The organism is Arthrobacter sp. D1-29 (genome assembly GCF_054130585.1).
Genome location: NZ_CP096383.1, coordinates 3100035 through 3124207 on the forward strand (window position 1 = coordinate 3100035; position 24173 = coordinate 3124207).

20 protein-coding genes, 2 tRNA genes and 1 riboswitch are annotated in these 24173 nt (G+C 65.2%); of the genes, 2 read left to right on the top strand and 20 right to left on the bottom strand.

Going from position 1 to position 24173, the window contains the following annotated elements; translation table 11 throughout:
* The 4 genes from M1E17_RS13995 to M1E17_RS14010 form a co-directional block, all read right to left on the bottom strand.
* Positions 1-1353: an extracellular solute-binding protein gene (locus M1E17_RS13995; protein WP_457967757.1), complete on the bottom strand. Its 1353-nt coding sequence runs from the start codon at positions 1351-1353 to the stop codon at positions 1-3.
* Positions 1354-1476: 123 nt separating this feature from the next.
* A complete protein-coding gene (locus M1E17_RS14000; protein ID WP_457962626.1) occupies positions 1477-2730 on the bottom strand; it encodes an ROK family transcriptional regulator in 1254 nt (417 codons plus the stop codon).
* A 125-nt stretch (positions 2731-2855) separates the two neighbouring features.
* Positions 2856-4061 carry a class I SAM-dependent methyltransferase gene (locus M1E17_RS14005; protein ID WP_457962627.1) on the bottom strand — a complete coding sequence of 402 codons (1206 nt, stop codon included), beginning with the start codon at positions 4059-4061 and terminating at the stop codon, positions 2856-2858.
* A 4-nt stretch (positions 4062-4065) separates the two neighbouring features.
* On the bottom strand, positions 4066-5166 hold the full coding sequence (locus M1E17_RS14010; RefSeq protein ID WP_457962628.1) for an FAD-dependent oxidoreductase: 1101 nt from the start codon (positions 5164-5166) through the stop codon (positions 4066-4068).
* 229 nt (positions 5167-5395) lie between these two features.
* On the opposite strand from M1E17_RS14010, the gene M1E17_RS14015 reads away from it, so the two are divergent.
* Positions 5396-6700, top strand: coding sequence for a class I SAM-dependent methyltransferase (locus M1E17_RS14015; RefSeq protein WP_457962629.1), 1305 nt, complete (start codon positions 5396-5398; stop codon positions 6698-6700).
* An 82-nt stretch (positions 6701-6782) separates the two neighbouring features.
* Here the strand turns inward: M1E17_RS14015 and M1E17_RS14020 are convergent.
* The 13 genes from M1E17_RS14020 to M1E17_RS14080 all read right to left on the bottom strand — a co-directional run bounded on the left by M1E17_RS14020 (position 6783) and on the right by M1E17_RS14080 (position 20562).
* Positions 6783-6858, bottom strand: a tRNA-Ala gene (locus M1E17_RS14020).
* Between the two features lie 214 nt (positions 6859-7072).
* Positions 7073-7145, bottom strand: a tRNA-Ala gene (locus tag M1E17_RS14025).
* A 101-nt stretch (positions 7146-7246) separates the two neighbouring features.
* A complete protein-coding gene (gene rsfS, locus M1E17_RS14030; protein ID WP_457962630.1) occupies positions 7247-7648 on the bottom strand; it encodes a ribosome silencing factor in 402 nt (133 codons plus the stop codon).
* Between the two features lie 47 nt (positions 7649-7695).
* Complete coding sequence (locus tag M1E17_RS14035) at positions 7696-8997, bottom strand: hypothetical protein (RefSeq protein ID WP_457962631.1); 1302 nt, start codon at positions 8995-8997, stop codon at positions 7696-7698.
* 7 nt (positions 8998-9004) lie between these two features.
* The gene (nadD, locus tag M1E17_RS14040) at positions 9005-9619 is read right to left on the bottom strand and encodes a nicotinate-nucleotide adenylyltransferase (RefSeq protein WP_457967758.1); all 615 of its coding nucleotides are present in this window, start codon (positions 9617-9619) and stop codon (positions 9005-9007) included.
* A gap of 55 nt (positions 9620-9674) precedes the next feature.
* On the bottom strand, positions 9675-9899 hold the full coding sequence (locus M1E17_RS14045; protein WP_267275364.1) for a hypothetical protein: 225 nt from the start codon (positions 9897-9899) through the stop codon (positions 9675-9677).
* 76 nt (positions 9900-9975) lie between these two features.
* Positions 9976-11340, bottom strand: coding sequence for a glutamate-5-semialdehyde dehydrogenase (locus M1E17_RS14050; protein WP_457962632.1), 1365 nt, complete (start codon positions 11338-11340; stop codon positions 9976-9978).
* 26 nt (positions 11341-11366) lie between these two features.
* Positions 11367-12503 carry a glutamate 5-kinase gene (gene proB, locus M1E17_RS14055; RefSeq protein ID WP_457967760.1) on the bottom strand — a complete coding sequence of 379 codons (1137 nt, stop codon included), beginning with the start codon at positions 12501-12503 and terminating at the stop codon, positions 11367-11369.
* 4 nt (positions 12504-12507) lie between these two features.
* Positions 12508-14097: a GTPase ObgE gene (gene obgE / locus M1E17_RS14060; protein WP_457962633.1), complete on the bottom strand. Its 1590-nt coding sequence runs from the start codon at positions 14095-14097 to the stop codon at positions 12508-12510.
* Between the two features lie 118 nt (positions 14098-14215).
* Positions 14216-14479, bottom strand: a complete 264-nt coding sequence (rpmA, locus tag M1E17_RS14065) for a 50S ribosomal protein L27 (protein WP_009372867.1) — start codon at positions 14477-14479, stop codon at positions 14216-14218.
* A gap of 59 nt (positions 14480-14538) precedes the next feature.
* Positions 14539-14847: a 50S ribosomal protein L21 gene (gene rplU / locus M1E17_RS14070; protein ID WP_247045937.1), complete on the bottom strand. Its 309-nt coding sequence runs from the start codon at positions 14845-14847 to the stop codon at positions 14539-14541.
* Positions 14848-15187: 340 nt separating this feature from the next.
* A complete protein-coding gene (locus tag M1E17_RS14075; protein ID WP_457962634.1) occupies positions 15188-16804 on the bottom strand; it encodes a bifunctional hydroxymethylpyrimidine kinase/phosphomethylpyrimidine kinase in 1617 nt (538 codons plus the stop codon).
* Positions 16787-16884, bottom strand: a riboswitch (TPP riboswitch). Its footprint overlaps the gene before it by 18 nt.
* Before the next feature lie 216 nt (positions 16885-17100).
* Positions 17101-20562, bottom strand: coding sequence for an Rne/Rng family ribonuclease (locus M1E17_RS14080; RefSeq protein WP_457962635.1), 3462 nt, complete (start codon positions 20560-20562; stop codon positions 17101-17103).
* A gap of 456 nt (positions 20563-21018) precedes the next feature.
* Between M1E17_RS14080 and M1E17_RS14085 the strand changes: the two genes are divergently transcribed.
* On the top strand, positions 21019-21696 hold the full coding sequence (locus M1E17_RS14085) for a vitamin K epoxide reductase family protein (protein ID WP_457962636.1): 678 nt from the start codon (positions 21019-21021) through the stop codon (positions 21694-21696).
* A 144-nt stretch (positions 21697-21840) separates the two neighbouring features.
* On the opposite strand, the gene ndk is transcribed toward M1E17_RS14085, so the two are convergent.
* The 3 genes from ndk to M1E17_RS14100 are packed head-to-tail and all read right to left on the bottom strand — an operon-like array spanning position 21841 to position 24171.
* On the bottom strand, positions 21841-22260 hold the full coding sequence (gene ndk, locus M1E17_RS14090; protein WP_267275371.1) for a nucleoside-diphosphate kinase: 420 nt from the start codon (positions 22258-22260) through the stop codon (positions 21841-21843).
* A 51-nt stretch (positions 22261-22311) separates the two neighbouring features.
* Positions 22312-22809, bottom strand: a complete 498-nt coding sequence (locus M1E17_RS14095; protein ID WP_457962637.1) for a DUF4233 domain-containing protein — start codon at positions 22807-22809, stop codon at positions 22312-22314.
* A 3-nt stretch (positions 22810-22812) separates the two neighbouring features.
* A complete protein-coding gene (locus tag M1E17_RS14100) occupies positions 22813-24171 on the bottom strand; it encodes a bifunctional folylpolyglutamate synthase/dihydrofolate synthase (RefSeq protein ID WP_457962638.1) in 1359 nt (452 codons plus the stop codon).
* Positions 24172-24173 lie beyond the last annotated feature (2 nt).

Consider the following 24173-nt stretch of genomic DNA (forward strand, 5'->3'; position numbering starts at 1 on the left):
CTACTTCCGGACGGTTTTGTCTTCGCCCACGATGCCTTTGACGGCGGCGTCGTAGTCCGCGGCTGCCTGTTCCGGCGACCTCGCGCCGGTAATGACGGCTTCCGTGGCCTCCTGGACGGCAGCTGAAATCCTGGGGTAATCCGCAGTTGCCGGCCGGTAGCGGGTAACGGACACCAGCTCGGACACGTCCTTCACAAACGGGTTGGCGGCCTGGTAGCCGGAATCTGCCGCAACATCCTTCCGGACGGCGATCTGTGAGCTGGCGATATTAAAGGCGAGGGAGTTCTTCTGGTTCAGGGCAGTGCTCAGGAAATCAAAAGCCAGATCCGGATCCTTGGTGCCCGCACCGATGGCCAGTGTCCAGCCGCCGGACATGCTGACTCCCCCGGGTGCCTGGCCGTTCTGCGTGGGGAAAGCGGCCACCCCCATATCCTGCTCATATCCGGGCCATTCGTAGCTTCCGCCCTTCTGCCAGAACGACGGCGAGTAGGATCCTTCCACCGTGGCGCCCATCTTTCCCTGCGGGAGCCATTCGCCGAACACCTTTTTCCAGACGTTCGCATCCAGGGCCTCGGCCGGGGAGACGGCAAGTTTCTCGTCGTACAGGGTCTTGAGGAACGCCAGCGAGTCAGTAAAGCCCGCAGAGCCCACAACCCACTTTTTGGCATCGGCGTCGTACAGCTCGGACCCGGTCCCGTAGAGCAGTTCATAGAAGCTCTGCATCACGGTGCCCTCACCGGTGGCTTTGCCCGCATACATGTTGAACGGCACCACCGAGGGGTCGCTTGCCTTGATCTTCCTGGCGGTGTCCAGGATGTCCTGCCAGCTGCGCGGTTCCCACGGGACGCTGACGCCGGCGGCTGAAAGAACTTTCTTGTTGTACCAGATGGCGCGGGTATCGGTGCCGACCGGGACTGCGTACGTGCCGCCGTCGTCGCCCAGCCCGGCGGCCTTCGCGCCGTCGTCGAAACTGTCCCAGTCCTTCCACTCCTGGAGGTGGCTGTCCAGTTTCAGCAGGTAACCGGCGTCGACGTCGGAGCGGACCTTGAACGTGTCTTCGTAGAAGACGTCCGGGGCGGTGGAAGGGGAACGCAGGGCGAGGGCAAGCTTGGTGCCGTAGTCGTCGTCATTTGCCTGGATGGGCTCCAGTTCAACCGTGACGCCCTGGTGGGCAGCCTCAAACTCTGCCTTGGCCGCTTTGAACATGTCGTCCAGGGCGGTGAAGGAATCGGTTTTTTGATAAACCACCTTCAGGGTCTTCGTCTCGGATTCGGGGGAAGCTGGGGAACAGGCAGCCAAGGCAAAGGCTGCGGAAGCGATGAGGGAGGTAATTTTCAGTGCCCGGCGACGCATGGTGCTCCATTCAGTCAATGGCGGCAGTCCCCGTTGTCTGCGGGCCCCCAGCCGCGGCGATATCCACATGCTAGAGTGGCCCCCCGCAACAGGCAAGACGCCACGGTTCAATGTGAAGGCGGTTCAGCTTTCGAGAAGGAGCCGCTGGGCCCGGGGAGCCAGCATATGTTCCAGGACCAGGCACGCTGCACCGATGGCGCCCACATCCTCACCTACCCCCGTACCAACCACTTCGATGGTGTGGATCTTGCGTGCTGCACTGTTTGCGTCCAGCAGGCCGGGCACTTTCTCCAGGTAGCGCTGGGACATCCTGGTCCAGAAAGGCCCGCCGAACACCACCCGTTCCACGTCCAGGGTGTTGGTGACCACCGAGACGGCGCGGGCCACCAGGGTGGCGGATTTGTCGATGATGCCCAGCGCCCGCGTGTCGCCGGCATCGGCAAGGTCGCACAGCCGGGAAAAACTCTCCTGCACCTCGGCACCCGTGGTGGCCGGCAGGGTACCCTCGAGGATTCCGGCGGCTTCTGCCTGGGCCACCAGCACCTGCGGGATGCAGGATGATTTCACACAGCCGCGCAGGCCGCAGTCGCATGAGGGACCGTCCGGGTCCACGATGATGTGGCCGATCTCGCCGGCGTTGCCTGACGTTCCGCGGACCACCTCGTCGTTAAGCACGATGCCGCAGCCGATGCCGGTCCCCATGTACATAAAGATGAAACTGCCGGCGCCGCTGGGGCCGCCCGCCCAGGTTTCGGCGACGGCGGCGCTGGTGACATCCTTGTCCACCAGCACGGAATAACCGGTGGCCTCAGCCAGGGCGTTGCGCAGTTCCACCCGGTCCCAGCCGGGCAGGAGCGGCGGCTCCACCACTGTTCCGTTATCCAGGTCTATGGGGCCGGGAGCCGCCAGCCCCAGGCCGGCGATCTTGGCGGTGTCCACGCCGGAGTCTGCCACAAGCTGCCCGATTTCTGCAGCGATGGTGGAGATGACGGCGGCCGGATCGTTGCCGCCGGGGGTCTTGATCCTGGAGTGCTGAACCACCGCTCCCACCAGGTCCAGGACCACAAAGGTTGTCACGGCGGGGTCCAGATGAACACCGATGGCGTACATGCCAGAGGGGTTGAGGCGGAGGATGGTGCGCGGCTTCCCCGGACCACTGCCTTCCTTGCCAGCTTCAATGATCAGGTGCTGATCCAGCAGGCGGCGGGAGATGTTGGAAATCGTCTGGGGTGAAAGGCCCACGATCTGGGCGAGCTCCACCCGGCTGAGCCCGCCGGAAGACCGGCGGATGGCATCCAGGATGACGGTGAGGTTGAAGTCCCCCATCCTGGGCAGGTTGGTTCCGCGCCTTGGCGAGGGCTGGCGGATCTCGGACACGGTGTCCCCTAAACGTCTTCGGCCAAAAATGAATGATCTCTGAATCGTACGTTACCGCTTGACGGGCGCCCAGATGCGGAATTGGGGGTACGGCGCGCAGCCGAAAGGGCGAGCCGCCGCCGTGTTTATCCCAGCGGCAGCTTTCGGCTGGCCGCCACCGTGAACTTGGGGTTCTGCCCCTTGACCGTGGTGGGCCCAACCAGACGGTCCAGCGCCGGCAGGTAGTGCAGGTGACGGTTGAACACCGTCCAGAGTTCACCGCCGGGGGCCAGGACCCTCCCAGCCGCCTCGAACAGCTTGATTCCGGCGCCGGCATGGACGCTGGATCCCAGGTGGAACGGCGGGTTCAGCAGGATCAGGTCCGCACTTCCGTCCGCCATGGTGCTCATCGCATCATCCTGCAGGACGCTGATCCTGTGGCCGAGTCCGTTGGCTCGGGCAGTGGCCAGGGCGGAGGCGACGGCCGCCGCCGACTGGTCAGTCGCCGTCACCGTGGAATCAGGGTATTCCCGGGCATACATGGCAGCCAGGATGCCGGTTCCGCAACCCAGATCGACGGCGTTCCGGGCGGCAGGCATCTCCGGCAGGAAGGTGAGCAGGAACCTCGTGCCGATGTCCAGCCGCGGTCCGGCGAACACGGCTCCGTGCGCAGCAACGTCAAGGCCCAGCTCCGGCAGGTGCTCCACCGGGGGAAGAGGAACCGGCCCCGAGGGCGGCTGTGGGCCACGGGCCAGGATGACGCGGGACTTGTGCCGGGCAAGCTGCGGCTGGACCGTGCCGAAGTGCCGTTCCAGAACCGCGTTCATGCCCAGTGACATGTGCTTGACGCGACCGCCGGCCAGCAGCACGGCGTCCGGTGCTGCGTAACGTGCCACGGCATCGGCAATCTCTTCAAGCTCCGCAAGGCTTCTGGGCAACTGCAGGAGGACAATGCCGGCGCCGGACAGCAGCTCCTCGCCAAGCGGCAACTGGACAAACCCGGCTCCGGCTCCCCCGGCCTCGGAGCCCACTCCCAGGGCCAGGGCATTGTTCCGGAGCGCACGCTCCCCCGTGATGAGGTCCTGGTGCACCCTGACAGTGCGGATGCCCAGTACCGACAGGCAGCCGAGGGCCAGTGCGCCATAGCGGTCGCCTATGACCGCGACCTTACTGTCGGCGCCAGCCAGTGCGGCAGCGGCTTCCAGGAGGAGCTTGTCTGTGGCGTCCCATGCCTGGAGGTTGGGCGCTTCCACGTCCGGGCGCCGCCGGAGTGCTCCGAAGACATCCTCGAGACTGTTCTGTGCCACGTGCTGGGTGCCGCCTGTTCTATCGGTGAGTGATCTGTGGTTCATGTGGTCAAGCCAAAATGTTGGGGTCAGGCAAATCTACCGTCTCCGCCTGCGGCCGCAGGCCGGGAAGCTTCAGGAGAGCCGCCACTGCTGCCCTGCCTGCCCTGTTTGCACCAATGGTGGACGACGACGGCCCATAGCCCACAAGGTGAACCCGCGGTTCGGCGGCCACCTGGGTTCCGTCCATGGCAATGCCGCCGCCCGGTCCGCGGAGATGAAGCGGGGCCAGGTGTTCCAGCTCGGCGCGGAAGCCCGTGGCCCACAGGATCACATTCGCCTTGACCAGGCCTCCGTCCGCAAGCCGGACGCCGTCGGGCTCAATGGCGGTAAACATGGGACGCCGGTTGAGCGCGCCGCGCTGTGCTGCCGCCCGCAGGGCAGGCGTCCAGATCAGCCCGGTGACAGCCACGACGCTTTGGGGCGGAAGCCCCTGGCGGACACGTTCTTCCACCAGCGCGACGGCGTTGTGCCCCGCCTGGGCATCGAATTCGACGTCGCGCCACTCCGGCTCGCGCCGGGTAAACCAGCTGGTGGTGGTGACCTGGGAGATCTCATCCGACAGGCCGACGGCGGAAATCCCGCCTCCCACCACAATGACGTGCTGCCCGCGGAACTCGTCGGCAGAGACGTAGTCAGCCACGTGGAGCTGCCTGCCACGAAAGGTGAACTGGCCGGGATAGATGGGCCAGAAGGGCCTGGTCCATGTTCCGGTGGCGTTGATGATTGCTTTGGCCGACCAGTCACCGGCATTGGTGCTGATTCGGAGCCTGCCGGCCGGATCCGCATCCTCCCTGGTAACCGCGGCCACTTTGACTGGCCGCCGGACCGCCAGCCCGAGTTCCTGTTCGTAGGCATCAAAGTAGCGGGTCAGGAACTCCGAGCTGGGTTCCGCGGGATCCACGGCAGGCTTGCCGATCCCGGGGAGGTCGCTGATGCCGTTAACGGTGGCCATCCGGAGGCTCTTCCACCTGTGCCGCCAGGCACCTCCCGGTCCTGCTTCGGCGTCGAGCACTATGTACTTCAGCCCCCGGCGCTGGAGGTGATAGGCGGCCGACAGCCCGGCCTGCCCGGCGCCGACAACCACAACGTCAGTAAAGGAAGTTTTCACGGGATGCCGGAAGGGTGTGGTTCACATCCCCCATGATATGCGCGCACAGCGAGGCTACAGCCGCCTGCCTGACCTGCCATTCTGCCCAAATCACTTCTGCCCAAATCACTGACAGAAGAAGAGAGCGGCCTTAGGGTTGGCCCATGGAACGCGTTCAGGAGTGCCGGCGACGGGACGGATCCGCCGCGGGTGACCTGCATGCCGGACCCGGGGAGAGGGGAAAACGATCATGACGAAGACAAAGGGAGCTGCATCACGGCTGGCGAAGGCGCTTGCCATCGTACTGGGCACCGAGGAGATCCCGCTCCGGCTGCGGGCGTGGGATGGATCGGAAGCAGGCCCGCCGGATGCCCCGGTGATTGAATTCCGCTCCCGGCGTGCGCTGCGCCGGATTCTGTGGTCGCCCGGACAGCTGGGGCTGAGCCGGGCTTATGTCGCGGGGGAAGTGGATGCACCGGGCGACATTTTCGCCGCTTTCAAGGCGCTGAGCTCGGCCGGTAAATTTGCTGAACCAGGGCCATTCCGGCCCCTCACGCCGGCAGAACTCTTGACGCTTTTCAGGACAGCCGTCAGGCTCGGCGCGCTGGGGCCCAACCCGGCTCCCCCGCCGGAGGAAGCACGCATCTACCGTCAGGGCCAGCGGCATTCCAAGCGCCGGGACGCCGCCGCGATCTCACACCACTACGATGTCGGCAACGACTTTTACGCCCTGGTTCTGGGGCCGTCGATGGTCTACTCCTGCGCGGTGTGGGAAAACCCGGCCCACGACGAGGATGACCTGCCGGCAGGGCTGGACGCGGCCCAGCAGGCCAAGCTGGATCTGGTGTGCCGCAAGCTGGGCCTGAAGCCCGGGATGCGGGTACTGGACGTGGGCTGTGGCTGGGGAAGTTTCGCCCTGCATGCCGCCCAGCATTACGGCGTCACGGTGGTTGGCGTTACGCTCTCCAACGAGCAGGCGCTGCTGGCACGCAAGCGCGCAGCCGACGCCGGGCTGACGGAACACATCGACATCCGGGTCCAGGACTACCGCGATGTTGACGATGGGCCGTTCGACGCGATCAGTTCCATTGGCATGTCCGAGCACGTCGGCCGTGAACAGACGCCGCACTACGTCGCCCGGCTCCATGATCTGCTCCGCCCAGGCGGCCGGCTGCTCAACCACGCCATTTCCTGGAATGCCGGTCCCACCAGTCCTGATCCGGACTCCTTTATCCCGCGCTATGTCTTCCCGGATGGCGAAATGCTCAGCCTCGGCGAGATGGTCACGGCGCTGGAGTCCGGCGGGCTGGAGATCCTGGATGTCGAGGCATTGCGGCCGCACTATGCGCTGACACTGCGGGCCTGGGTACGGCGGCTCGAGGATCATTGGGATGAAGCCGTCAGGCTCACCAGTCTGGGCCGGGCCCGGGTCTGGAGGCTGTACATGGCATCGAGCGCCCTGGGATTTGAGGCTGGCCTGACGGGAGTGAACCAGGTGCTGGTGCAGCGGCACGGCGGAGCCCAACCTCCTCTGCGCCGGACGGAATGGGTCTGACGCCAGAGGCGCGGGGCACTCGGCAGAACAAAAAGGAGCCACCCTGATGGGTGGCTCCTTTTTCGTGGATAGTGAATCCTGTTGGTGGAGCTGAGGGGACTCGAACCCCTGACCCCCTGCATGCCATGCAGGTGCGCTACCAGCTGCGCCACAGCCCCGAAACTTTGCTGCTCTCCCGACCCTGGGTCCGGCGAAGCAACCTGATTAGCTTAGTGGAGATTGGGCTCAGATGCCAATTGGCAGCACTCCGTTATCGGCCCAGCCGAGGTGCGGACGGATCCGGTGGAAACAGGCTAACCCGGAAACACCGCTGCAGTCCTTCCGGGCAACAAAAAATCCGCCGGAATCTTTCGATTCCAGCGGATCATCCGGTGGAGCTGAGGGGACTCGAACCCCTGACCCCCTGCATGCCATGCAGGTGCGCTACCAGCTGCGCCACAGCCCCGAATCTTCGTTGCTCCGCGGTTTCCCCGGAGCAACTCAAATATCTTAGAACAGCATTTCCGAAAATTCCAAATCGGGCATATTCAAACCTGCCGGCGCCGGTTATTCCGATTCTGTGGAGGCTGTTGCCTTGGCCGAGGCGTCGTCTCCCAGCTGCAGGTCCACTACGGGGCAGTCCTTCCAGAGGCGCTCCAGTGCATAGAAAACACGGTCTTCCTCGTGCTGGACGTGGATGACGATGTCGGAGTAGTCCAGGAGTACCCAGCGTCCGCCGGAACGTCCCTCGCGCCGGACAGGGCGGAGGTCCTGCTTGGAAAGTTCCTCTTCTATGCCGTCGACGATGGCGTTGACCTGGCGTTCGCTGGGGGCGGAGGCAATCAGGAAGACGTCGGCAAGGGCCAGGCGTTCGCTGACGTCCAGGGCAACGATGTCCTGGGCAATCTTGTCCGCGGCGGCCTTGGCGGCTTGGCGGGCTATGGATATGGATGAAGCTGATGCAGACACGTGACTCCTTGTTGTTTTTCTAAGCTTTGTTGTGTGGCTCAGCCTGATCAGCGCGTGATGCCGCTGATGATCAGGATGATGCCGGATATGAGAGCGATGATCCCGAAGGCCAGGACCCCGAACTGCACGAGGCGCATCCGCTTGGCTCGGCCCAGCCCTGCGGTGGCCGCATCCAATGGCTCCAGCCCGTGGGCGGACCGGGCGGGGATGCGGGGAAGGTCATCAAAAAGGTCGTCCAGGTTTCCGGCCTGTGGCGCGGCAGGCCGGGAGGCCGGGACGGATACAGCGGGCCTGGGCTGGGCGGCCCGGGCAGCTGCTTCAGCGCGTGCAATAACCCCTGAACGGCCGCTGGCGGCAGCCGCAGTGCCGGTGCCCGCCGGCCTGGCCGTGGTGGAGGGCTTGCGGCCCTTGCCGGTGGACGGCTGGATGGGCCCGGGGTTCGTGACCACCGGCACGTAGGAGGTGGCGGGCGGCTTCATGACCGGACGGTCCACGCCCGGGACCTGGACAAACTCCAGCGGCGTGACCATCGCGAGGTTGGTGGTTGCCGAGGGGGCCGGCCGGGTGACGGCTGGCTGGGAGCCCGGCGCGGAGGCCTGCATCGACGATGTTTGCGGGGCCGCTGGTGCGGACGCCTGCTCGGCGAGCTTCTGCTTGGCCATGGCCCGGCGGTTCAGCACCGCGGCGCGTTCCGCCAATGCAATCTGCTCCGCGAGAACGTCCGGGTCAACGGCCTCGGGATCCAGGGAAGCGATGTGCTCCATTTTGGCGAGTTGGTTCTTGGCCTGTTCGGCAATCAGCGACCGCGCGGCCAGTGCCTGCTCAACGCTGATGCCATCCGGAATGCCGGTCCCCCTCGGAGAGGGAGCAGACGGAGAGGGAGCAGACGAAGAGGGAGCAGACGAAGAGGGAGCAGACGGAGAGGGAGCAGGTTGGGACGCAGCAGGTTGGTGCGAAGCCGCCTGCACCGCCGCTGTTTCAGCAGCGGCACCCCGCAGGGAGTCGGGAGCCTGGCCCGGAGCGGGTGGAACTATCGGGTTGGCCGACGTGACGGCCTGCTCCTTGAGCTGCTGAAGCCGCCGCTGCCTGCGGGTGGGCGGTCCGCCGGCTGCCAGCTGTTCCTCTTTTTCCTCCAGCTCCTTGAGCGTGCGGAGTGTTGCACGGTCACGCGCACGAATTTGCGAGGAACGCTCGGCCTGAAGCTGGTCATGGGAGTCTGCCGGCCTTGAAGGCGGTTGTTTTGAGGCAGGCGAAACCTGGCCCGGGCCTGTTGACCCGGTAGCCTTTTGCTCATCTCTGGCCTGCCGCAATTCGCGGCGGCTGCGGACGGGGGGCTGTTCCTGACTCATTTAAAACTCATTCAGTGCTTGCTGGTTCGGCTGTTTCGGAAGCAGGTACGTCCGCGGGTGTTGTCCCCTTGGAGTACAGTCCATATTTTGCAATGTATTGCACGACGCCGTCCGGCACGAGATACCAGACAGGGTTGTGCTCGGCCACCCTGGCGCGGCAGTCCGTCGACGAAATGGCCATGGCGGGCACCTCGAGCAGGCTCACATCCTTCCGGCCCATGCCGTCAAGTATGTGCCCTGGCCTGGTCACGCCGACAAAGTGCGCCAAGGACCAGAGTTCGTCGATGTCTTTCCACGACAGGATCTGGGCCAGCGCATCCGCGCCGGTGATGAAGAACAGATCAGCGTCCGGACGCTGGGTCCGCAGGTCACGCAACGTATCAATCGTGTAGGTGGGGCCGGGACGGTCAACGTCCACCCGGCTGACCGTAAAGCGGGGGTTCGACGCGGTGGCGATCACCGTCATCAGGTAGCGGTGCTCCGGCTCGCTGACGTGTTTGTGCGTTTTTTGCCAAGGCTGCCCGGTGGGAACAAAAACAACTTCGTCCAGGCCGAACTTGGCAGCCACTTCACTGGCCGCGACCAAGTGGCCGTGATGGATGGGATCAAATGTCCCGCCCATCACGCCCAGCCGCAGCCGGCCCTTAGCACCGTTATGGTGCAGGACGCGGGAAATGTTAGTGGCCCTGGCCGTGGTCGTGCTTGTTCGGGTGCTGGCGGTGCGGATCGGCATGCTCTTCCGTGGCAGCGTGGCGGTTGCCGAGGTTGGAGTAGGACAGGGTGATGAACATCATGACCAGAAGGATGGCGAAAATCACGGCACCAAACACCCACGGCTCGGCCCACAGCGGGGCGAGTTCCTCATGTTCTGCAGTGGACGTGGCTATCTGCTGGAGCAGCATTTTCTCCCCTAAGGCTCAAGGATGTGGCGGCGGATCTTCCCGCCGTTCAGGACTTCTGTACTATGTTACCGCGTTGCTACCCGCGGACTTGGCCCTCGCCCTGCACGATCCACTTGGTGGTGGTCAGTTCAGTCAGTCCCATCGGACCCCTGGCATGCAGCTTCTGGGTGGAGATACCCACCTCGGCACCCAGGCCAAGCTCGCCGCCGTCGGTAAAGCGGGTGGAGGCATTGACGATGACGGCCGCGGAATCCACCTCGGCAATGAACCGCTCGGCGTTGGAGAGGTCGTTGGTGAGGATGGCTTCGGTATGGCCGGTGGACCACGTGCGGATGTGCTGGACTGCCTCATCCAGGCTGTCCACCATGGCCACCGCGAGATCGAGGTCCATGTACTCCGTGGCCCAGTCCTCGTCGGTGGCAGCCTCCGACTCGATGGAAGCCGGCAGGGCCGCGCGGACGCGGTCGTCGGCATGCAGGGTGACGTTGGCGCCACGCAAGGCAGCAGCAACGGCGGGCAGCACGGTGGACCGCGAATGGACCAGCAGGGTCTCCACGGTATTACAGACGCTGGGCCGCTGTGTTTTGGCGTTCAGGAGGATCTCCACCGCCATCTCCTCCGTGGCCGACTCGTCGATGAAGATATGCACGTTGCCCTCACCGGTTTCGATGACGGGCACAGCGGAGTTCTGGACAACAGTCTGGATGAGTTCGCGTCCGCCCCGGGGAATCAGGACATCCACACGGCCCCGGGCACCCATCAGGGCATTGGCGCCCTCGCGTCCGTACTGGTCCACGGTCTGCACGGCATCGGACGGCAGCCCCACGGAGTCCAGTGCTTCCCGGATCACGTGGACCAACGCCTCGTTGGTGGCTGCCGCGGCACTGCCGCCCCGGAGGATAACGGCGTTGCCGCTCTTCAGGGCAAGCCCCGCGATGTCCACCGTGACGTTGGGCCGGGCTTCATAAATAGCCGCCACAACGCCCATGGGTACGTTGACCTGGCGCAGGCGCAGCCCGTTGGGAAGGGTCTGGCCGCGGACCACGTTGCCCACCGGGTCCGGCAGGGTGGCCAGGTTCTCCAGGGCGGACACGAGGCCATCGATCCTGGCTTCCGTCAGCGTAAGCCGGTCCAGCAGGGCAGCAGAGGTGCCGTTTGCCTTGCCGGCGGCGACATCCTTGGCATTCGCGGAAAGGATGAGGTTCTTCCGCTCCAGCAGCGCGGTACCGATCGCCTTGAGACCGCGGTCCTTCCAGGCACGGTTGGCCCTCGCCATCCGGCGCGCCGCATGGCGGGAACGGTCAGCCACAGCGTGTACCGCCGCTTGGACGTCCTCAACTGACAGCGGGACGGCAGAAGAATCCGGCGTCTGCGGGGCAGCGGAGACCGCAGTGTCGTCCCCGGAAATCGCAGCAGAATTATGGATCAGTGCCTCAGTCATAATCCAAGTTTAGGCGAGCCTCGGGCTTAGACCAGCACCAGGTCATCAACGTGAACAACTTCACGGTCATATCCGCGGCCCAGGGCCTTGCCCAGTTCCTTGGTGGACCGGCCCAGCATCTGCGGCAGCTCGGCCGCGGAGTAGTTAACAAGGCCGCGCGCTATGACGGTCCCGTCGGAACTGACCATCTCCACGGCGTCGCCTGCTTCAAAGTCCCCGTCCACGGCGGATATGCCGGCTGGGAGCAGCGAGGTGCGGCGGTGGCGGACCGCCTTGACGGCGCCGTCGTCGAGGATCAGCCGGCCGTGCACGGAGGCCAGGTGCGCCAGCCAGAGCAGCCTGACCGGCTTGCGCGCCCCGTTGACGGTGAACCAGGTGCCCACGTCTTCGCCAGCCAGGGCGGCGGCCGCGTTGGCCGTCGACGTAACCAGGGCGTGGATTCCGGAGCCTGCCGCAATGGTGGCGGCTTCCACCTTGGTCATCATCCCGCCGGTACCAACACCTGCTTTCCCGGCTTTGCCGATGGAAACGCCGTCGAGATCGTGGGGGCCTTCCACCAAGGGGATGCGCTTGGCACCATGCGACGGCGGGCCGTCGTACAGGGAGTCGACGTCGGAGAGCAGTACCAGCGCATCGGCCCTGACGAGGTGGGCGACCAGGGCGGCCAGCCGGTCGTTGTCACCGAAGCGGATCTCGTGGGTGGCCACGGTGTCGTTCTCGTTGACCACCGGCACCACACCGAGGTTGAGGAGGCGGTCCAGGGCGCGGAACGCGTTGGTGTGCTGGCTTCGGCGCATCAGGTCATCGGCGGTGAGCAGGACCTGGCTGACAGTTACGCCATGGGCACCAAACGCCTGCGTGTAGCGTGCCATCAGCAGGCCCTGCCCCACGCTGGCGGCGGCCTGCTGGGTGGCCAGGTCGCGGGGGCGTTTGGCCAGTCCGAGGGGCGCAAGGCCGGCCGCAATGGCGCCGGAGGACACCAGGATGATCTCGGTGCCGGCGTTCCGTTTGGCGGCCAGGGCGTCCGCCAGCGCGGTCAGGGCTTCTTCGGAGATGCCGCCTTTGATGCTGGTCAGCGACGAAGAGCCCACCTTGACAACAATCCTGCGGGCGCCCGAAAGCACGGTTCTGTCCGCGGACCGGCCTGCCGGTACCGCGGCCATGGTGCTACTGGTCATCGTCTGCGCCCAGTCCACTCTCCTTGAGAGGCTTGGCGATGCGGCGGCTGCTGACAGATTCGGTCCAGATGCCGGCCTTGCGCTCGGCTTCCAGCTCGGCCCGGGCAGCTGCCTTGGCATCCTTGCGTTCCTGCTGCTCATCGCGCTTCTGGCCACGGGTGGGGCGGTCGCCGATATCGGCAAAGCGGACGTCGGTGCCGCGGGGGGAAGCCAGAAGCTCGGCTCCGGCCATCATGGTGGGCTCCCAGTCGAAGACCACGCCGTCGTCCTCGCCGATCACCACAGTGTCGCCGGGCTTGGCGCCCTGCTTGAACAGTTCGTTCTCCACGCCAAGTTTTGCCAGGCGGTCTGCCAGGTAGCCGATGGCTTCCTCGTTGGTGAAGTCTGTCTGCTTGACCCAGCGCACCGGCTTTTCGCCCAGGACGCGGAACAGCGGTTCGAGGTTCTTTTCCTCGCGCCGGATCTTGAACCCGGCCTCATTGACGGCGCGGGGCCGGAGGACCGGAGGCTGCACCTTGGGCGGCGCGGTAGCCAGGGTGTCGCGGGCCGCCTGGACGATTTCGGCCATGGCGAAGCCGAGCTGGCGCAGGCCCGCGTGGCTGGTGGCCGAGATCTCGAAGACACGGTAGCCGCGTGACTCCAGTTCCGGGCGGACGAATTCGGCCATGTCCTTGCCGTCCGGCAGGTCCACCTTGTTCAGCGCAATCAGGCGCGGCCTGTGGTTCAGCGGAACGACCTCACCATCGGTGCCGGCGTAGCTCATGTCGACGGCGTACTTCTCCAGTTCCGCTTCGATGATGGCCAGGTCCGAGAGCGGATCCCGGTCCGACTCCAGGGTGCCGCAGTCCAGCACGTGCACCAGCGCGGCGCAGCGTTCCACATGGCGCAGGAAGTTGTGGCCCAGGCCCTTGCCTTCGCTGGCACCTTCGATCAGGCCCGGGACGTCGGCAATGGTGAAGCGGACATCTCCGGCCTGGACAACACCCAGGTTGGGGATCAGCGTGGTGAAGGGGTAGTCGGCGATCTTGGGACGTGCGGCCGACATAGCGGCGATAAGGCTGGACTTCCCGGCAGAGGGGAAGCCAACCAGGGCGATGTCCGCGATGGACTTGAGCTCCAGGACAACATCGCTTGATTCGCCTTCGATGCCCAGGAGTGCAAAGCCCGGCGCGCGGCGCTTCTGGGATGACAGCGAAGCGTTTCCCAGCCCGCCCTGTCCGCCCGCGGCCGCGACGTACTCGGTCCCTTCGCCGACGAGGTCGGCCAGGACGGTTCCGTCCTTGGACTTGACCACGGTGCCGTCAGGGACAGGGAGGATGAGGGTCTCGCCCTTCTTTCCGCCGCGCCAATCCCCCATGCCGGGGCCGCCATTGGTGGCGTGGCGGTGCGGGGCGTGGTGGTAGTCCAGCAGTGTGGTGGTCTGGTGGTCAACGCGCAGGATGACGTCGCCGCCGTCGCCGCCGTTGCCGCCGTCGGGTCCGCCCAGGGGCTTGAACTTTTCACGGTGGACGGAGACACAGCCGTGACCGCCGGTACCGCCGGATACGTGCAGTACTACCCGGTCTACAAAGCTCGCCACGTGGATCTCCTCAGTGCTGTTTCCTGGACGCCCGGAGGCGACAAGATGATTGTAATGCGGTTAAAAGCACAGTGGAGCGGACCAAGAATGGCCCGCTCCACCGCTTCAGAACTGGATGTTACTCTGCAGCTGCAGCAGCAACGATGTTGACTACGCGGCGACCGCGGCGGGTGCCGAATTCGACAGCGCCCGGGGTCAGTGCGAACAGGGTGTCGTCGCCGCCACGGCCTACGCCGGCGCCCGGGTGGAAGTGGGTGCCGCGCTGGCGGACGATGATTTCGCCTGCCGAAACTACCTGGCCACCGAAGCGCTTGACGCCAAGGTACTGGGCGTTGGAGTCACGACCGTTGCGAGTGGAGCTCGCGCCTTTTTTATGTGCCATTTGAAATGCCTGCCTCTAAATTCTGGGGAATCTGCTGAAAACCTGAACAGTAACGCTAGTTACTTGATGCCAGTGATCTTGACCTTGGTCAGTTCCTGACGGTGACCCTGGCGCTTCTTGTAACCGGTCTTGTTCTTGAACTTCTGGATGACGATCTTAGGACCACGAAGGTCCTGGAGGATCTCAGCCGTAACAGTTACCTTGGCCAAGTCCGCAGCGGCGGACGTGATCTTGTCGCCGTCCACCAGGAGCAGTGCGGGCAGCTGAATGGTGCTGCCGGCTCCACCGGTGACGCGGTTCAGGGTAACGAAGTCTCCAACGGAAACCTTCTCTTGGCGGCCGCCTGCGCGGACAATCGCGTACACCACTTGGGAACTCACTTCTCTCGACGTTTATTACTAAATTTGCGTGCGGAACCTGGGTCCATATCTGGCTGGCTCCCGCTGTGCCTCAACGCCGTGGATTCGCAAAGGAACCCGTGAGCTATCCCGGTTGCAAGATCCGCTCGTTGTCCAAGCGGGCTGCTTCCAGGGTCATAACCCAAGTGTTGGCGTAAGCACCGAAGATCTAGAATACGCTAATTTTGCCTTCGGCCGCAAATGAGGCTGGTTCCGGCGGGTTGTCTGTGATAGGCACCACAAGGTGGGCGGCACACCGACATCCGGAACCGTGCCCGACTATCGTACCGGCTGCGGCGCCTGCAGGCGATCAGGCATGCAGCCGCGGCGCGTCGAAGAATTCGACCTCGAAACGGCAGGATTGCCGGAATGCCAGGATCATCGCTGCGCGCTCATCCTCCGATCCCCGCCGCCCGGCGTCGTCCGTCATGGCTATTGCCTGCCGGGTGGCGGCGGCAAAGTCTTCGTCGGCGTAGGTCCGCAGCCAGGCGGCGTACGGGTGGGCAGCCGGTTCGCCCGCTGCCACGAACTCCGCGTGAAGCGTTTTGCCCACCTCGGCATACAACCAGAAGCACGGAAGGACTGCCGCCACCAGCACCGCATAACTGCCAGAAGCAGAGGCGGCCAGCAGATGGTCGACATAGGACTTGGTGACGGGGCCCAGAACCGTGTCCGTGGTCCTGGTGCTGAGCCAGCTGCGGTGCAACTCCGATTCAACCTCCAGGCACTGCTGGGCAGACCTGGCCCAGAACAGCTGCTCCGCCTCGGTGGGGGCCAGGGCACTGGCCCGGGCGAGCACCCGGGAATAGCCGTTCAGGTACGTGGCGTCCTGTGCGAGATAGTAGGCGAAGTGCTTTTCGGCCAGGCTGCCGTCTGCAAGGTCCCGGATGAACTCCAGTCCGTAGATGGCCTCAAGGTCCGGCGCCGCTGCTGCCCAGAGGACGTCAGCGAAGTCCGCCGCCGCCAGTGGTGTCCATCCGGCGTCCGACGTCCCCGGCTGTGCTGGCTGGAGATGATGGAAATGATGGATGGGGCCGTTGCCCGATCCCACCTCGAGCCCGGCGGAAGCCTGCAGCGCGGCGGCAAGCCAGGGCTTGACCTGGCGCAGGGAGGCTTCCCAATCGCCCAGCCGTGCCTGCGTGGTGGCCATTGCCGAGGACAGCGAGCAGCCGGTGCCGTGGCTGTTGCGGGTGCGGATCCTTGCGCCTGGCACTACTACCACGTCCTCGGAGAGCACTCCCCCGGTGTTGACCAGGGCGTCCGGGCAATCGCCGCCGTCGAGATGGCCGCCCTTGACGAGGACCGTGGCACCCGTCGCGGCCGCCAGCCTGCGGCCCTGCTCCAGCGCCTCGGGCCAGCTGCCCGCCTGCGGCTCGCCAAGTAGAATCGCCAGTTCCGCCAGGTTGGGGGTGATCAGGTCCGCCAGTGGCAAGAGCCCCTGAAGCGCTGCCTCAGCCGACTCGGCGAGCAGCCGGTCCCCGCTGGTGGCCACCATTACAGGATCCAGGACGACGACGGCGGGGCGCACCTTCTCCAGCCAGTTACGCACCGCCGCCATCACGTCAGCATCACCGAGCATGCCGATCTTGACGGCATCGACGGTGATGTCGTCACTGATGGCATCCAGCTGCCAGGCCAGAAACGAGGCCGGCGGTACATGCACGGCACGGACACCCTGCGTGTTTTGGACCGTGAGGGCGGTGATGGCAGCCATGCCGTAGCCCCCGTGGGCCGCAATGCTTTTCAGGTCGGCCTGGATGCCGGCGCCGCCGGAGGGATCGGAACCGGCGATGGACAGGACGCGTGGGACGTCCCGCAGGACGCCGGCCGCTTTTGGCTGCGTCAGTGTGGATTGCGTTGATGTTGGTGTTGTTGCTGATGCGGGCGCTGCTGGAGGCAGGACTGATGTTGACGACAAAGAAGACATCCCTTCGCCGGTGCTAGCCGGACAGGTTCAACGGGTGTGGATCTCAGCCGGCCTTCTGCGCGGCACCCCGTGTCAGTCACCCAGCGTAGCGTTCTGGGCGGCATCCCTGTTAAAGGTGACGCTTTGGCTGCGGCCGGCGCTGTTCCGCCGTTGATAGGCACAACGGCAGGTACCGGTTGGAGGCGCTTCCCAGTTAAAGGCGAGTGCCTTAAAAGGCGAATGCCCGGCTGGGCCGTGACTAATCACGGCCCAGCCGGGCATCCCGACAGCGTGGCTCCGCTGTTAGGGTTCCGCTGTTAGAGTTCGGACGCCGGCACTCCTACGCCCAGGATGATCGGAGCCTCGGCTCCGGCCGACCGGTCACCCTTGGCAACCGTCGCAGGCTCCGGGGCCTTGGCCGAATGCGAGTGACCTTCCGGCGCTGCGTGCGTACCTTCGTGGTGTTCCACCGAGGTGGCGTTGGCAGCACCCTGGGCCCGGCTGGCACTCCTGTTACGGCGCGGGCGGCGGGAGCGCGACTGCTCAGCCGTGTGGTCGGAGTAGTCCTTTTCCTCCACCGCGGGCTCCGGCTGGCGGGCAGGACGTCCTGCTTGGATCTGCTCACGTCCGGCCTGCTCTCGCCCAGCCTGCTCCGGCTGGACACGTCCTGGCTCCGCCTGCGGAAGGGCAACCTGCGGGCGTTCCTCTGCAGGAGCCGGCTCGCCAAGGTGGGCGAATGCCTCAGCGAGGCGGTCCAGCGTCAGTGCAGGCTTCTGTGCCTGGTCCTCCACGTGCTCCACAAACGGCAGCACCACCTGCTCACCGCCGAATGTCAGCACGGCCGCTGGACGGCCGGACGTGTCAGGCTGGTGCCGTTCGGGCACTGCAGCAGGCGTGGCCTGCTCTGCTTCCGGGGAAGCCGGGGCCTGGACTCCGCGGGCGGCAGCCTGAGCCGCCTCCTCGTCGTGCAGGTGCGCGGCGTGTGCTGCGGCCGCAATGTTGGCAAGGGCTGCCCTGGTGGCCTCAGCCTTGGCATGGCGCTCGGCGTCGCTGGGGTCGGGGTGGACCGTGTGGATCTGGATGGGCGCAGCCGGAGCGACGTCCAGCGGCTGGCCTCCCCGTCCGCGGCGCCGTTTGCGGTCGGTGCGTGCGCCCGGCTGGCTTTCTGTCCGCTGGCTGTCCGTCCGCTGGCTGTCTGTCCGCTCCTGGCGATGGGCGTCCGGGCGGGTGTCAGAGCGCTGCACGTGGTGCTCGGCGGCAACGATGTTGGCCCGGCGGTGCTCCACGGGATCATCGTGGGTGACGATGCCGCGGCCGGCGCAGACCTCGCACTGCTCTCCGAAGACTTCGAGAAGCCCGGTTCCCATCCGCTTGCGGGTCATCTGGACAAGGCCCAGCGAGGTGACCTCAGCCACCTGGTGCTTGGTACGGTCGCGGCCCAGGCACTCCACCATCCGGCGCAGCACCAGGTCCCTGTTGGACTCCAGCACCATGTCGATGAAGTCGATGACGATGATGCCACCGATGTCGCGGAGCCTGAGCTGGCGGACAACTTCCTCGGCCGCTTCCAGGTTGTTCTTGGTGACGGTTTCCTCAAGGTTTCCGCCGCTGCCGGTGAACTTGCCGGTGTTGACGTCCACCACTGTCATGGCTTCGGTGCGGTCGATCACGAGGGAGCCGCCGGACGGCAGGAACACCTTGCGGTCCAGGGCCTTGTGAATCTGCTCATCGATCCGCCAGGCCGCGAAGATGTCCTGATCCTTGGTCCACTTTTCCAGCCGGGCCACCAGGTCAGGCGCAACATACGTGACGTAGGCCTCAATGGTGTCCCATGCCTCCTCGCCGGAGACGATCAGCTTGGAGAAATCCTCATTGAAGACGTCGCGGACCACCTTGATGGTGAGGTCCGGTTCGCCGTACAGCAGTTCCGGGGCGAGGATCTTGGTGGACGTGGATTGGCCTTCGATGCCCTCCCACTGCGCCCGCAGCCGGTTGATGTCGTGGGTAAGCTCCTCCTCGGAAGCGCCCTCGGCCGCTGTGCGGACAATAACGCCGGCGTGCTCCGGGAGCCGGTCCTTCAGGATGCGCTTGAGGCGGTTACGTTCGACGTCGGGCAGCTTGCGTGAGATTCCGGTCATGGAACCGCCGGGCACGTACACGAGGTAGCGGCCCGGAAGGGAAATTTGGCTGGTCAGGCGTGCACCCTTGTGGCCCACGGGGTCCTTGGTGACCTGGACCAGGACCGTATCTCCGGATTTCAGCGCATTCTCGATGCGGCGCTGCTTGCCTTCGAGGTTGACGGCCTCCCAGTTCACTTCGCCGGCGTAGAGCACGGCGTTGCGGCCTCGTCCGATGTCAACGAAGGCTGCTTCCATGGACGGCAGGACGTTCTGGACCTTGCCCAGGTAGACGTTGCCGATCAGGGAATCCTGCTGGGTCTTGGAGACGAAGTGCTCAGCCAGGACGCCGTCCTCCAGGACTGCGATCTGGATTCTGTCGTCGCGCTGGCGGACGATCATCTGCCGGTCCACCGACTCGCGGCGGGCAAGGAACTCGGCCTCGGTGATGACGGTGCGGCGGCGGCCCGTGTCGCGGGACTCCCGGCGGCGCTGCTTCTTGGCTTCCAGCCTCGTGGAGCCCTTGACGCTGGTCACCCGGTTGTTGACTATCGGCTCGGTGACGGCGCGCGGGGCACGGACACGGGTCACGGTGTTGGGCGGGTCATCATCGCCGCCCCCGGTAAGTTCAAGGTCCTGCTCGCCCCGGCGGCGGCGGCGTCGACGGCGGGAGGTCACGCCCTCTTCAGCCTGACCGGCAGACTCCTCATCGGCGTCGTCCGCGGCGCTGTCCTGGCCGCCTTCGGCGCTATCACCCTCAAGATCACGGCCGCCGGTGCGGCTCCGCCCGCGGCGGCCACGGCTGCGGCGCCTGCCGCGGACACCGGCGTCGTCGCCGGAGCCGTCCTCGGTGTCGTCATCCTCTGCTTCTTCCACAGCTGCGGCCGGAGCGGGAGGCGCCTGGCGGGCCACCGTGCTCAGGTCGGGGGCCTGGAACAGCACTGAGGTGGGCGACGGCTCCAGGAAAAGCGATCCAAAGGGGCTGGCTGGTTCAGCCGGTGCTGCTTCCTCGGCTTTGGCAACAGGCGCCGGCTCGGGTGCCTGTGCCGCTTCAGGTGCCGGTGCGGCTTCAGGCTCTGTGGCCGTGGGGGCAGCAGCCTCCACAGCAGTCCCTTCCTGACCGGCGGGCGTTTCCACTTCCGCGGCAGCGGGCCCGGCCACCGGGGCGGACAGTGGCTCGGCTGCGGACATTGGCTCGGCTGCGGACATTGGCTCGGCGGCAGACATCTTGCGGGTGGCAACACGGCGGCGGCGCACAGGCTTCGCCTCGGCCTCGGCGTCGGGACCAGCAGCGGCAGCTTCCGGCTCAGGCTGGGCGGCGGCAGGCTGATCATCCACGACGGTGCCGGCCTCTTCTACAGCGAAGGCCGGCAGTGGCTCTGCTGTGTCAGCCTTCTTGCGGGCGCGTGTGCGGCGGACAGGCGCCTTGGCTTCCGGGGCGTCTGCAACAGGGGCCTCTGCGACTGGGGCATCTGCGACCGGGGCATCCGCAGGCGGGGCGTCCGCAGCGGATGCATCCGCCCCTGCGGTCTCCCCGGCGTCACTTGCTGCCGGGGCTGCTTTCCGGCGGGTCCTGGGGGCTTTCTTGGGGGCTTCCGGCGCTCCCGGGTGGTCGCTAACAGCTGCATTGTCGTTAACGGCTAGTACTTGTTCATTTTCCATATGTGGCAACACTCCTGCCCCTGACGTACCGCCACATCCGGCACCCATTGGGGCACATATTGTCAAAACCCGCAGGCATTGACAGAAGTCAAGTGGATACTCCCAGGTTCGCACCGGCAGTGGGGTGCGGCAGCCCGTGGGAGCCGTCGGCTGTGTTCTGAAAACCCGTTGTTCTACACGCCACAACCAGGTGCCGACCAATGGAATTGCGGGAAGCCGGATCAGAGAATCCGATGCCTGCCCTGCTCATCATTGGCGGTCTTGGGAACAAGCCACCGGACCGGAGTCCGAATGTGGGTCGGTCTCCAGCCACGTTCATTCTCTCACACACCGGCTGGAACACGGCGGAGGCAACCGCATCCGGTGAGTGGCTGGTTCCGCAGGCTGAGTCCCGTCTCCAGCCGCCGGCGTTACAATCAGGGCAAGGAGCACCCGATGCAAAGGACGCAACGAACCATGCCCAGTATCTCCCCTGCCAGGGGCGCCGGCAGCCCGGCCGCAGCCCCGGTGTCCGCGCCGGAACCCATCACGGACGCCGGCGTACCGCGCATGGCGCGGAACCGGCCCTTTGGCTGGCTTTTGGTCATCACCGGGGCCATCGGCTGGCTGGCTTCGGGCATCCTTGTGCTGGAAAAGCTTGAGGTACTCAAGGATCCGAACCACACCACCGTCTGCGACGTTAACCCTTGGATCTCGTGCGGTCAGGTAATGCAGACGCCGCAAAGCTCCGTGTTCGGGTTCCCCAACATGTTCATTGGCATCGTGGCATTCGCGGTCATCATCACCACGGGCATGGCCCTGCTGGCTGGCGCCAATTTTGCCCGCTGGTACTGGCTGGGACTCCAGGCGGGCGTGACGCTGGGCTTTGCGTTTGTGGTGTGGCTGTGGTTCCAGGCCTTGTATGAAATCCACATCCTGTGCCCGTTCTGCATGGTGGTCTGGGCTGCCATGATCCCTCTGTTCGTCTGGGTAACGGTGAGGAACGTCGCGCAGGGTGCCATTCCGGTGCCCGCCGGTGCCGCGCGCGTCCTGGGCGACTCAGGCTGGATCGTGACCGCGCTGCTTTACGTGGCTGTCATCGCCACCATCTTCTTCGCCTTCATCCAGGTGTTCGTAGGAACCTCAGGATTCTAGTCCCCGCCGCACAACGCCCACCGCAGAGCACCGCCGCACCAAAGACGGCGCGAACGAACACTTGAGGCCCCTGTTCCTTTCGAAACGGGGGCCTCAAGTGTTCGTTCGCGCCTTAGGTGGGCGAAGGGTTCAAGCGGCCAGGACCTAGTCCTGGAACCAGATCTTGATTTCGCGCTCGGCGGAGTCCACCGAATCTGATCCGTGGACAAGGTTCTGCTGCACCTTCAGGCCCCAGTCGCGGCCAAAGTCGCCTCGAATGGTACCGGGAGCTGCCGTTGTGGGGTCGGTCGTTCCAGCGAGGGAACGGAAGCCTTCGATCACACGGTGGCCTTCGAAGATTGCGGCGACAACCGGGCCGCTGAGCATAAACTCCACGAGCGGTTCATAGAACGGCTTGCCCACGTGTTCCTCATAGTGCTGCTCCAGCAGCTCACGGCTTGCGTCCACCTTCTTCAGCTCGGCAAGGGTGTAGCCCTTGGCCTCGATGCGGCTCAGGATGGCGCCGCTCAGGTTGCGGGCCACGCCGTCGGGCTTAATCAAAACCAGGGTGCGCTCAATGCTCACAGTTGCTCCAATGCGTTGGTGGGGTTTCGGGACAATTCTACGGGTCTTGCTTTAGGGATCCTGAGTCTGGGGATCCTGAGTCTTGGGATCCTGTTTCTGATCCTGGGGCTGCTGGGGACCGCCCGGGTGGGCTGCATCCCACTGCGCCTGCTCGCGTTCCCGTTGAGCCGCCTCGGAATCGATCCTGATGCCCGTACGGATGCCGTACCACCAGGCCAGGCCGAAGAGCGCGCCCACCAGGAACATCATGGGTTCCACGATGCCGGTAAGAATCAGCACGATCTGCAGGATCCATCCCAGGGCAATCCCCCAGGGCTTTGACAGCACCGCACAGGCAAGGATCATCACCACGCTGAGGGCGATGCCAACACCCAGGATCAGCGCCGGCGGAAACTCTCCCCGCTTGAGCCCAAAGACGGCCAGTGTGGCGAAGAATGCCACAAAGGCTTCGAGCAGCAGGACAGTGGAGGCGAACATCACCTTGGTTGAGCGGCGCTTTTTCGGCATTCCCGGGCGCCACTCCCGCTGCGCCTTCGTCAGCTTGGCCATCGGCTAAGCCTCCGTCCTTCCCAGCAGGATCCGCGCTTCAGCCACGAGAGTGATGGAGCCTGTCACCAGCACTCCGCCGGAGAGGTCATCGTTGGCTTCCGCACGTTCAACGGCCCATTCCAGGGCGTCGTCGAGCTTCTCGGCAATGTGGACGTTGTCCTCGCCGAAGCCCATTTCCACGGCAAGCTCCGCGAGCTCGGCGGCAGGCACCGCCCGCGGGGAGTTGGACTGGGTGAAGCAGTACTCCTCCGCCACCTCGCCCAGGGATTCCTTGAGCTGGCGAAGGATTTCCTCGGCGTCCTTTTCCTTCAGCACGCCCACCACCGGCACCAGCTTGCTGAAGCTGAAGGCCTCCTGGATGGCTTCGGCGGAAACACGGATGCCGTCGGGATTGTGCGCAGCGTCCACGATGATGGTGGGCGCCGTCCGGACAACCTCAAGGCGCCCGGGTGAAGTGACGCTGGCGAACGCTTCCTGGAGCAGCTCGGCGTCGAGTTCCTTTTCGCCGCCGAAGAACGCTTCCAGTGCGGCCACGGCCACAGCGGCATTCTGGGCCTGATGTGCGCCGTGCAGCGGTACCAGTACTTCCGGATACCGGCCTGCGATCCCCTGGATGCTGACCACCTGGCCGCCCACGGCAACTGTCCGGGATTCGACGCCGAACTCCACGCCTTCGAACCGGAACGGGACACCCACGTCCTTGGCCTTTTCGAGCAGCACCTGGGCAGCATCCACGGGCTGGGCTGCGCTGATCAGGTAGCCGCCGGGCTTGATGATTCCGGCCTTTTCATACGCGATGTCCTCGGTGGTATCGCCCAGCAGGTCTGTGTGGTCCAGGGAGATGGGCGTGATGACGGATACTTGGCCATCCCCCACGTTGGTGGCATCGGTGATGCCGCCCAGGCCCACTTCAATCACCGCGACGTTGACCGGCTGATCGGCAAAGATGGCAAAGCCAAGGATGGTGAGGCATTCGAAGTAGGTCAGCCGGGGTTCACCGGCCGCCGTCAGCTCATCGTCCACGATCTGCAGGTAAGGGCGGATTTCGTCCCAGATCCGGACAAAGGTGGCATCAGATACCGGGTGGCCGTCAATGCTGATCCGCTCGGTGACCTTGGACAGGTGCGGGCTGGTGTAGCGGCCCGTACTCAGTCCGTGGGCGCGGAGGCCGGCTTCGATCATCCGTGCCGTGGAGGTCTTGCCGTTGGTCCCGGTCACATGGATGATCGGGAAGGCCTTGTTTGGCTCCCCCAGCACGTCCATGGCGCGGAACAGCGGTGCGAGCCGGGGCTCCATCTTGTTTTCCGGTGCCCGGCCGAGCAGCTCGGCGTAGACGCTCTCAACGGAGAATTCGTCGGTCATGT

Excerpts from the sequence above, each read along its gene's own strand:
- M1E17_RS13995 (WP_457967757.1), bottom strand. The coding sequence starts at position 1,353 with ATGCGTCGCCGGGCACTGAAAATTACCTCCCTCATCGCTTCCGCAGCC.
- M1E17_RS14005 (WP_457962627.1), bottom strand. The coding sequence starts at position 4,061 with ATGAACCACAGATCACTCACCGATAGAACAGGCGGCACCCAGCACGTG.
- M1E17_RS14015 (WP_457962629.1), top strand. The coding sequence starts at position 5,396 with ATGACGAAGACAAAGGGAGCTGCATCACGGCTGGCGAAGGCGCTTGCC.
- M1E17_RS14035 (WP_457962631.1), bottom strand. The coding sequence starts at position 8,997 with ATGAGTCAGGAACAGCCCCCCGTCCGCAGCCGCCGCGAATTGCGGCAG.
- nadD (WP_457967758.1), bottom strand. The coding sequence starts at position 9,619 with ATGGGCGGGACATTTGATCCCATCCATCACGGCCACTTGGTCGCGGCC.
- M1E17_RS14045 (WP_267275364.1), bottom strand. The coding sequence starts at position 9,899 with ATGCTGCTCCAGCAGATAGCCACGTCCACTGCAGAACATGAGGAACTC.
- M1E17_RS14050 (WP_457962632.1), bottom strand. The coding sequence starts at position 11,340 with ATGACTGAGGCACTGATCCATAATTCTGCTGCGATTTCCGGGGACGAC.
- proB (WP_457967760.1), bottom strand. The coding sequence starts at position 12,503 with ATGGCCGCGGTACCGGCAGGCCGGTCCGCGGACAGAACCGTGCTTTCG.
- rpmA (WP_009372867.1), bottom strand. The coding sequence starts at position 14,479 with ATGGCACATAAAAAAGGCGCGAGCTCCACTCGCAACGGTCGTGACTCC.
- M1E17_RS14075 (WP_457962634.1), bottom strand. The coding sequence starts at position 16,804 with ATGTCTTCTTTGTCGTCAACATCAGTCCTGCCTCCAGCAGCGCCCGCA.
- M1E17_RS14080 (WP_457962635.1), bottom strand. The coding sequence starts at position 20,562 with ATGGAAAATGAACAAGTACTAGCCGTTAACGACAATGCAGCTGTTAGC.
- M1E17_RS14085 (WP_457962636.1), top strand. The coding sequence starts at position 21,019 with ATGCCCAGTATCTCCCCTGCCAGGGGCGCCGGCAGCCCGGCCGCAGCC.
- M1E17_RS14095 (WP_457962637.1), bottom strand. The coding sequence starts at position 22,809 with ATGGCCAAGCTGACGAAGGCGCAGCGGGAGTGGCGCCCGGGAATGCCG.
- M1E17_RS14100 (WP_457962638.1), bottom strand. The coding sequence starts at position 24,171 with ATGACCGACGAATTCTCCGTTGAGAGCGTCTACGCCGAGCTGCTCGGC.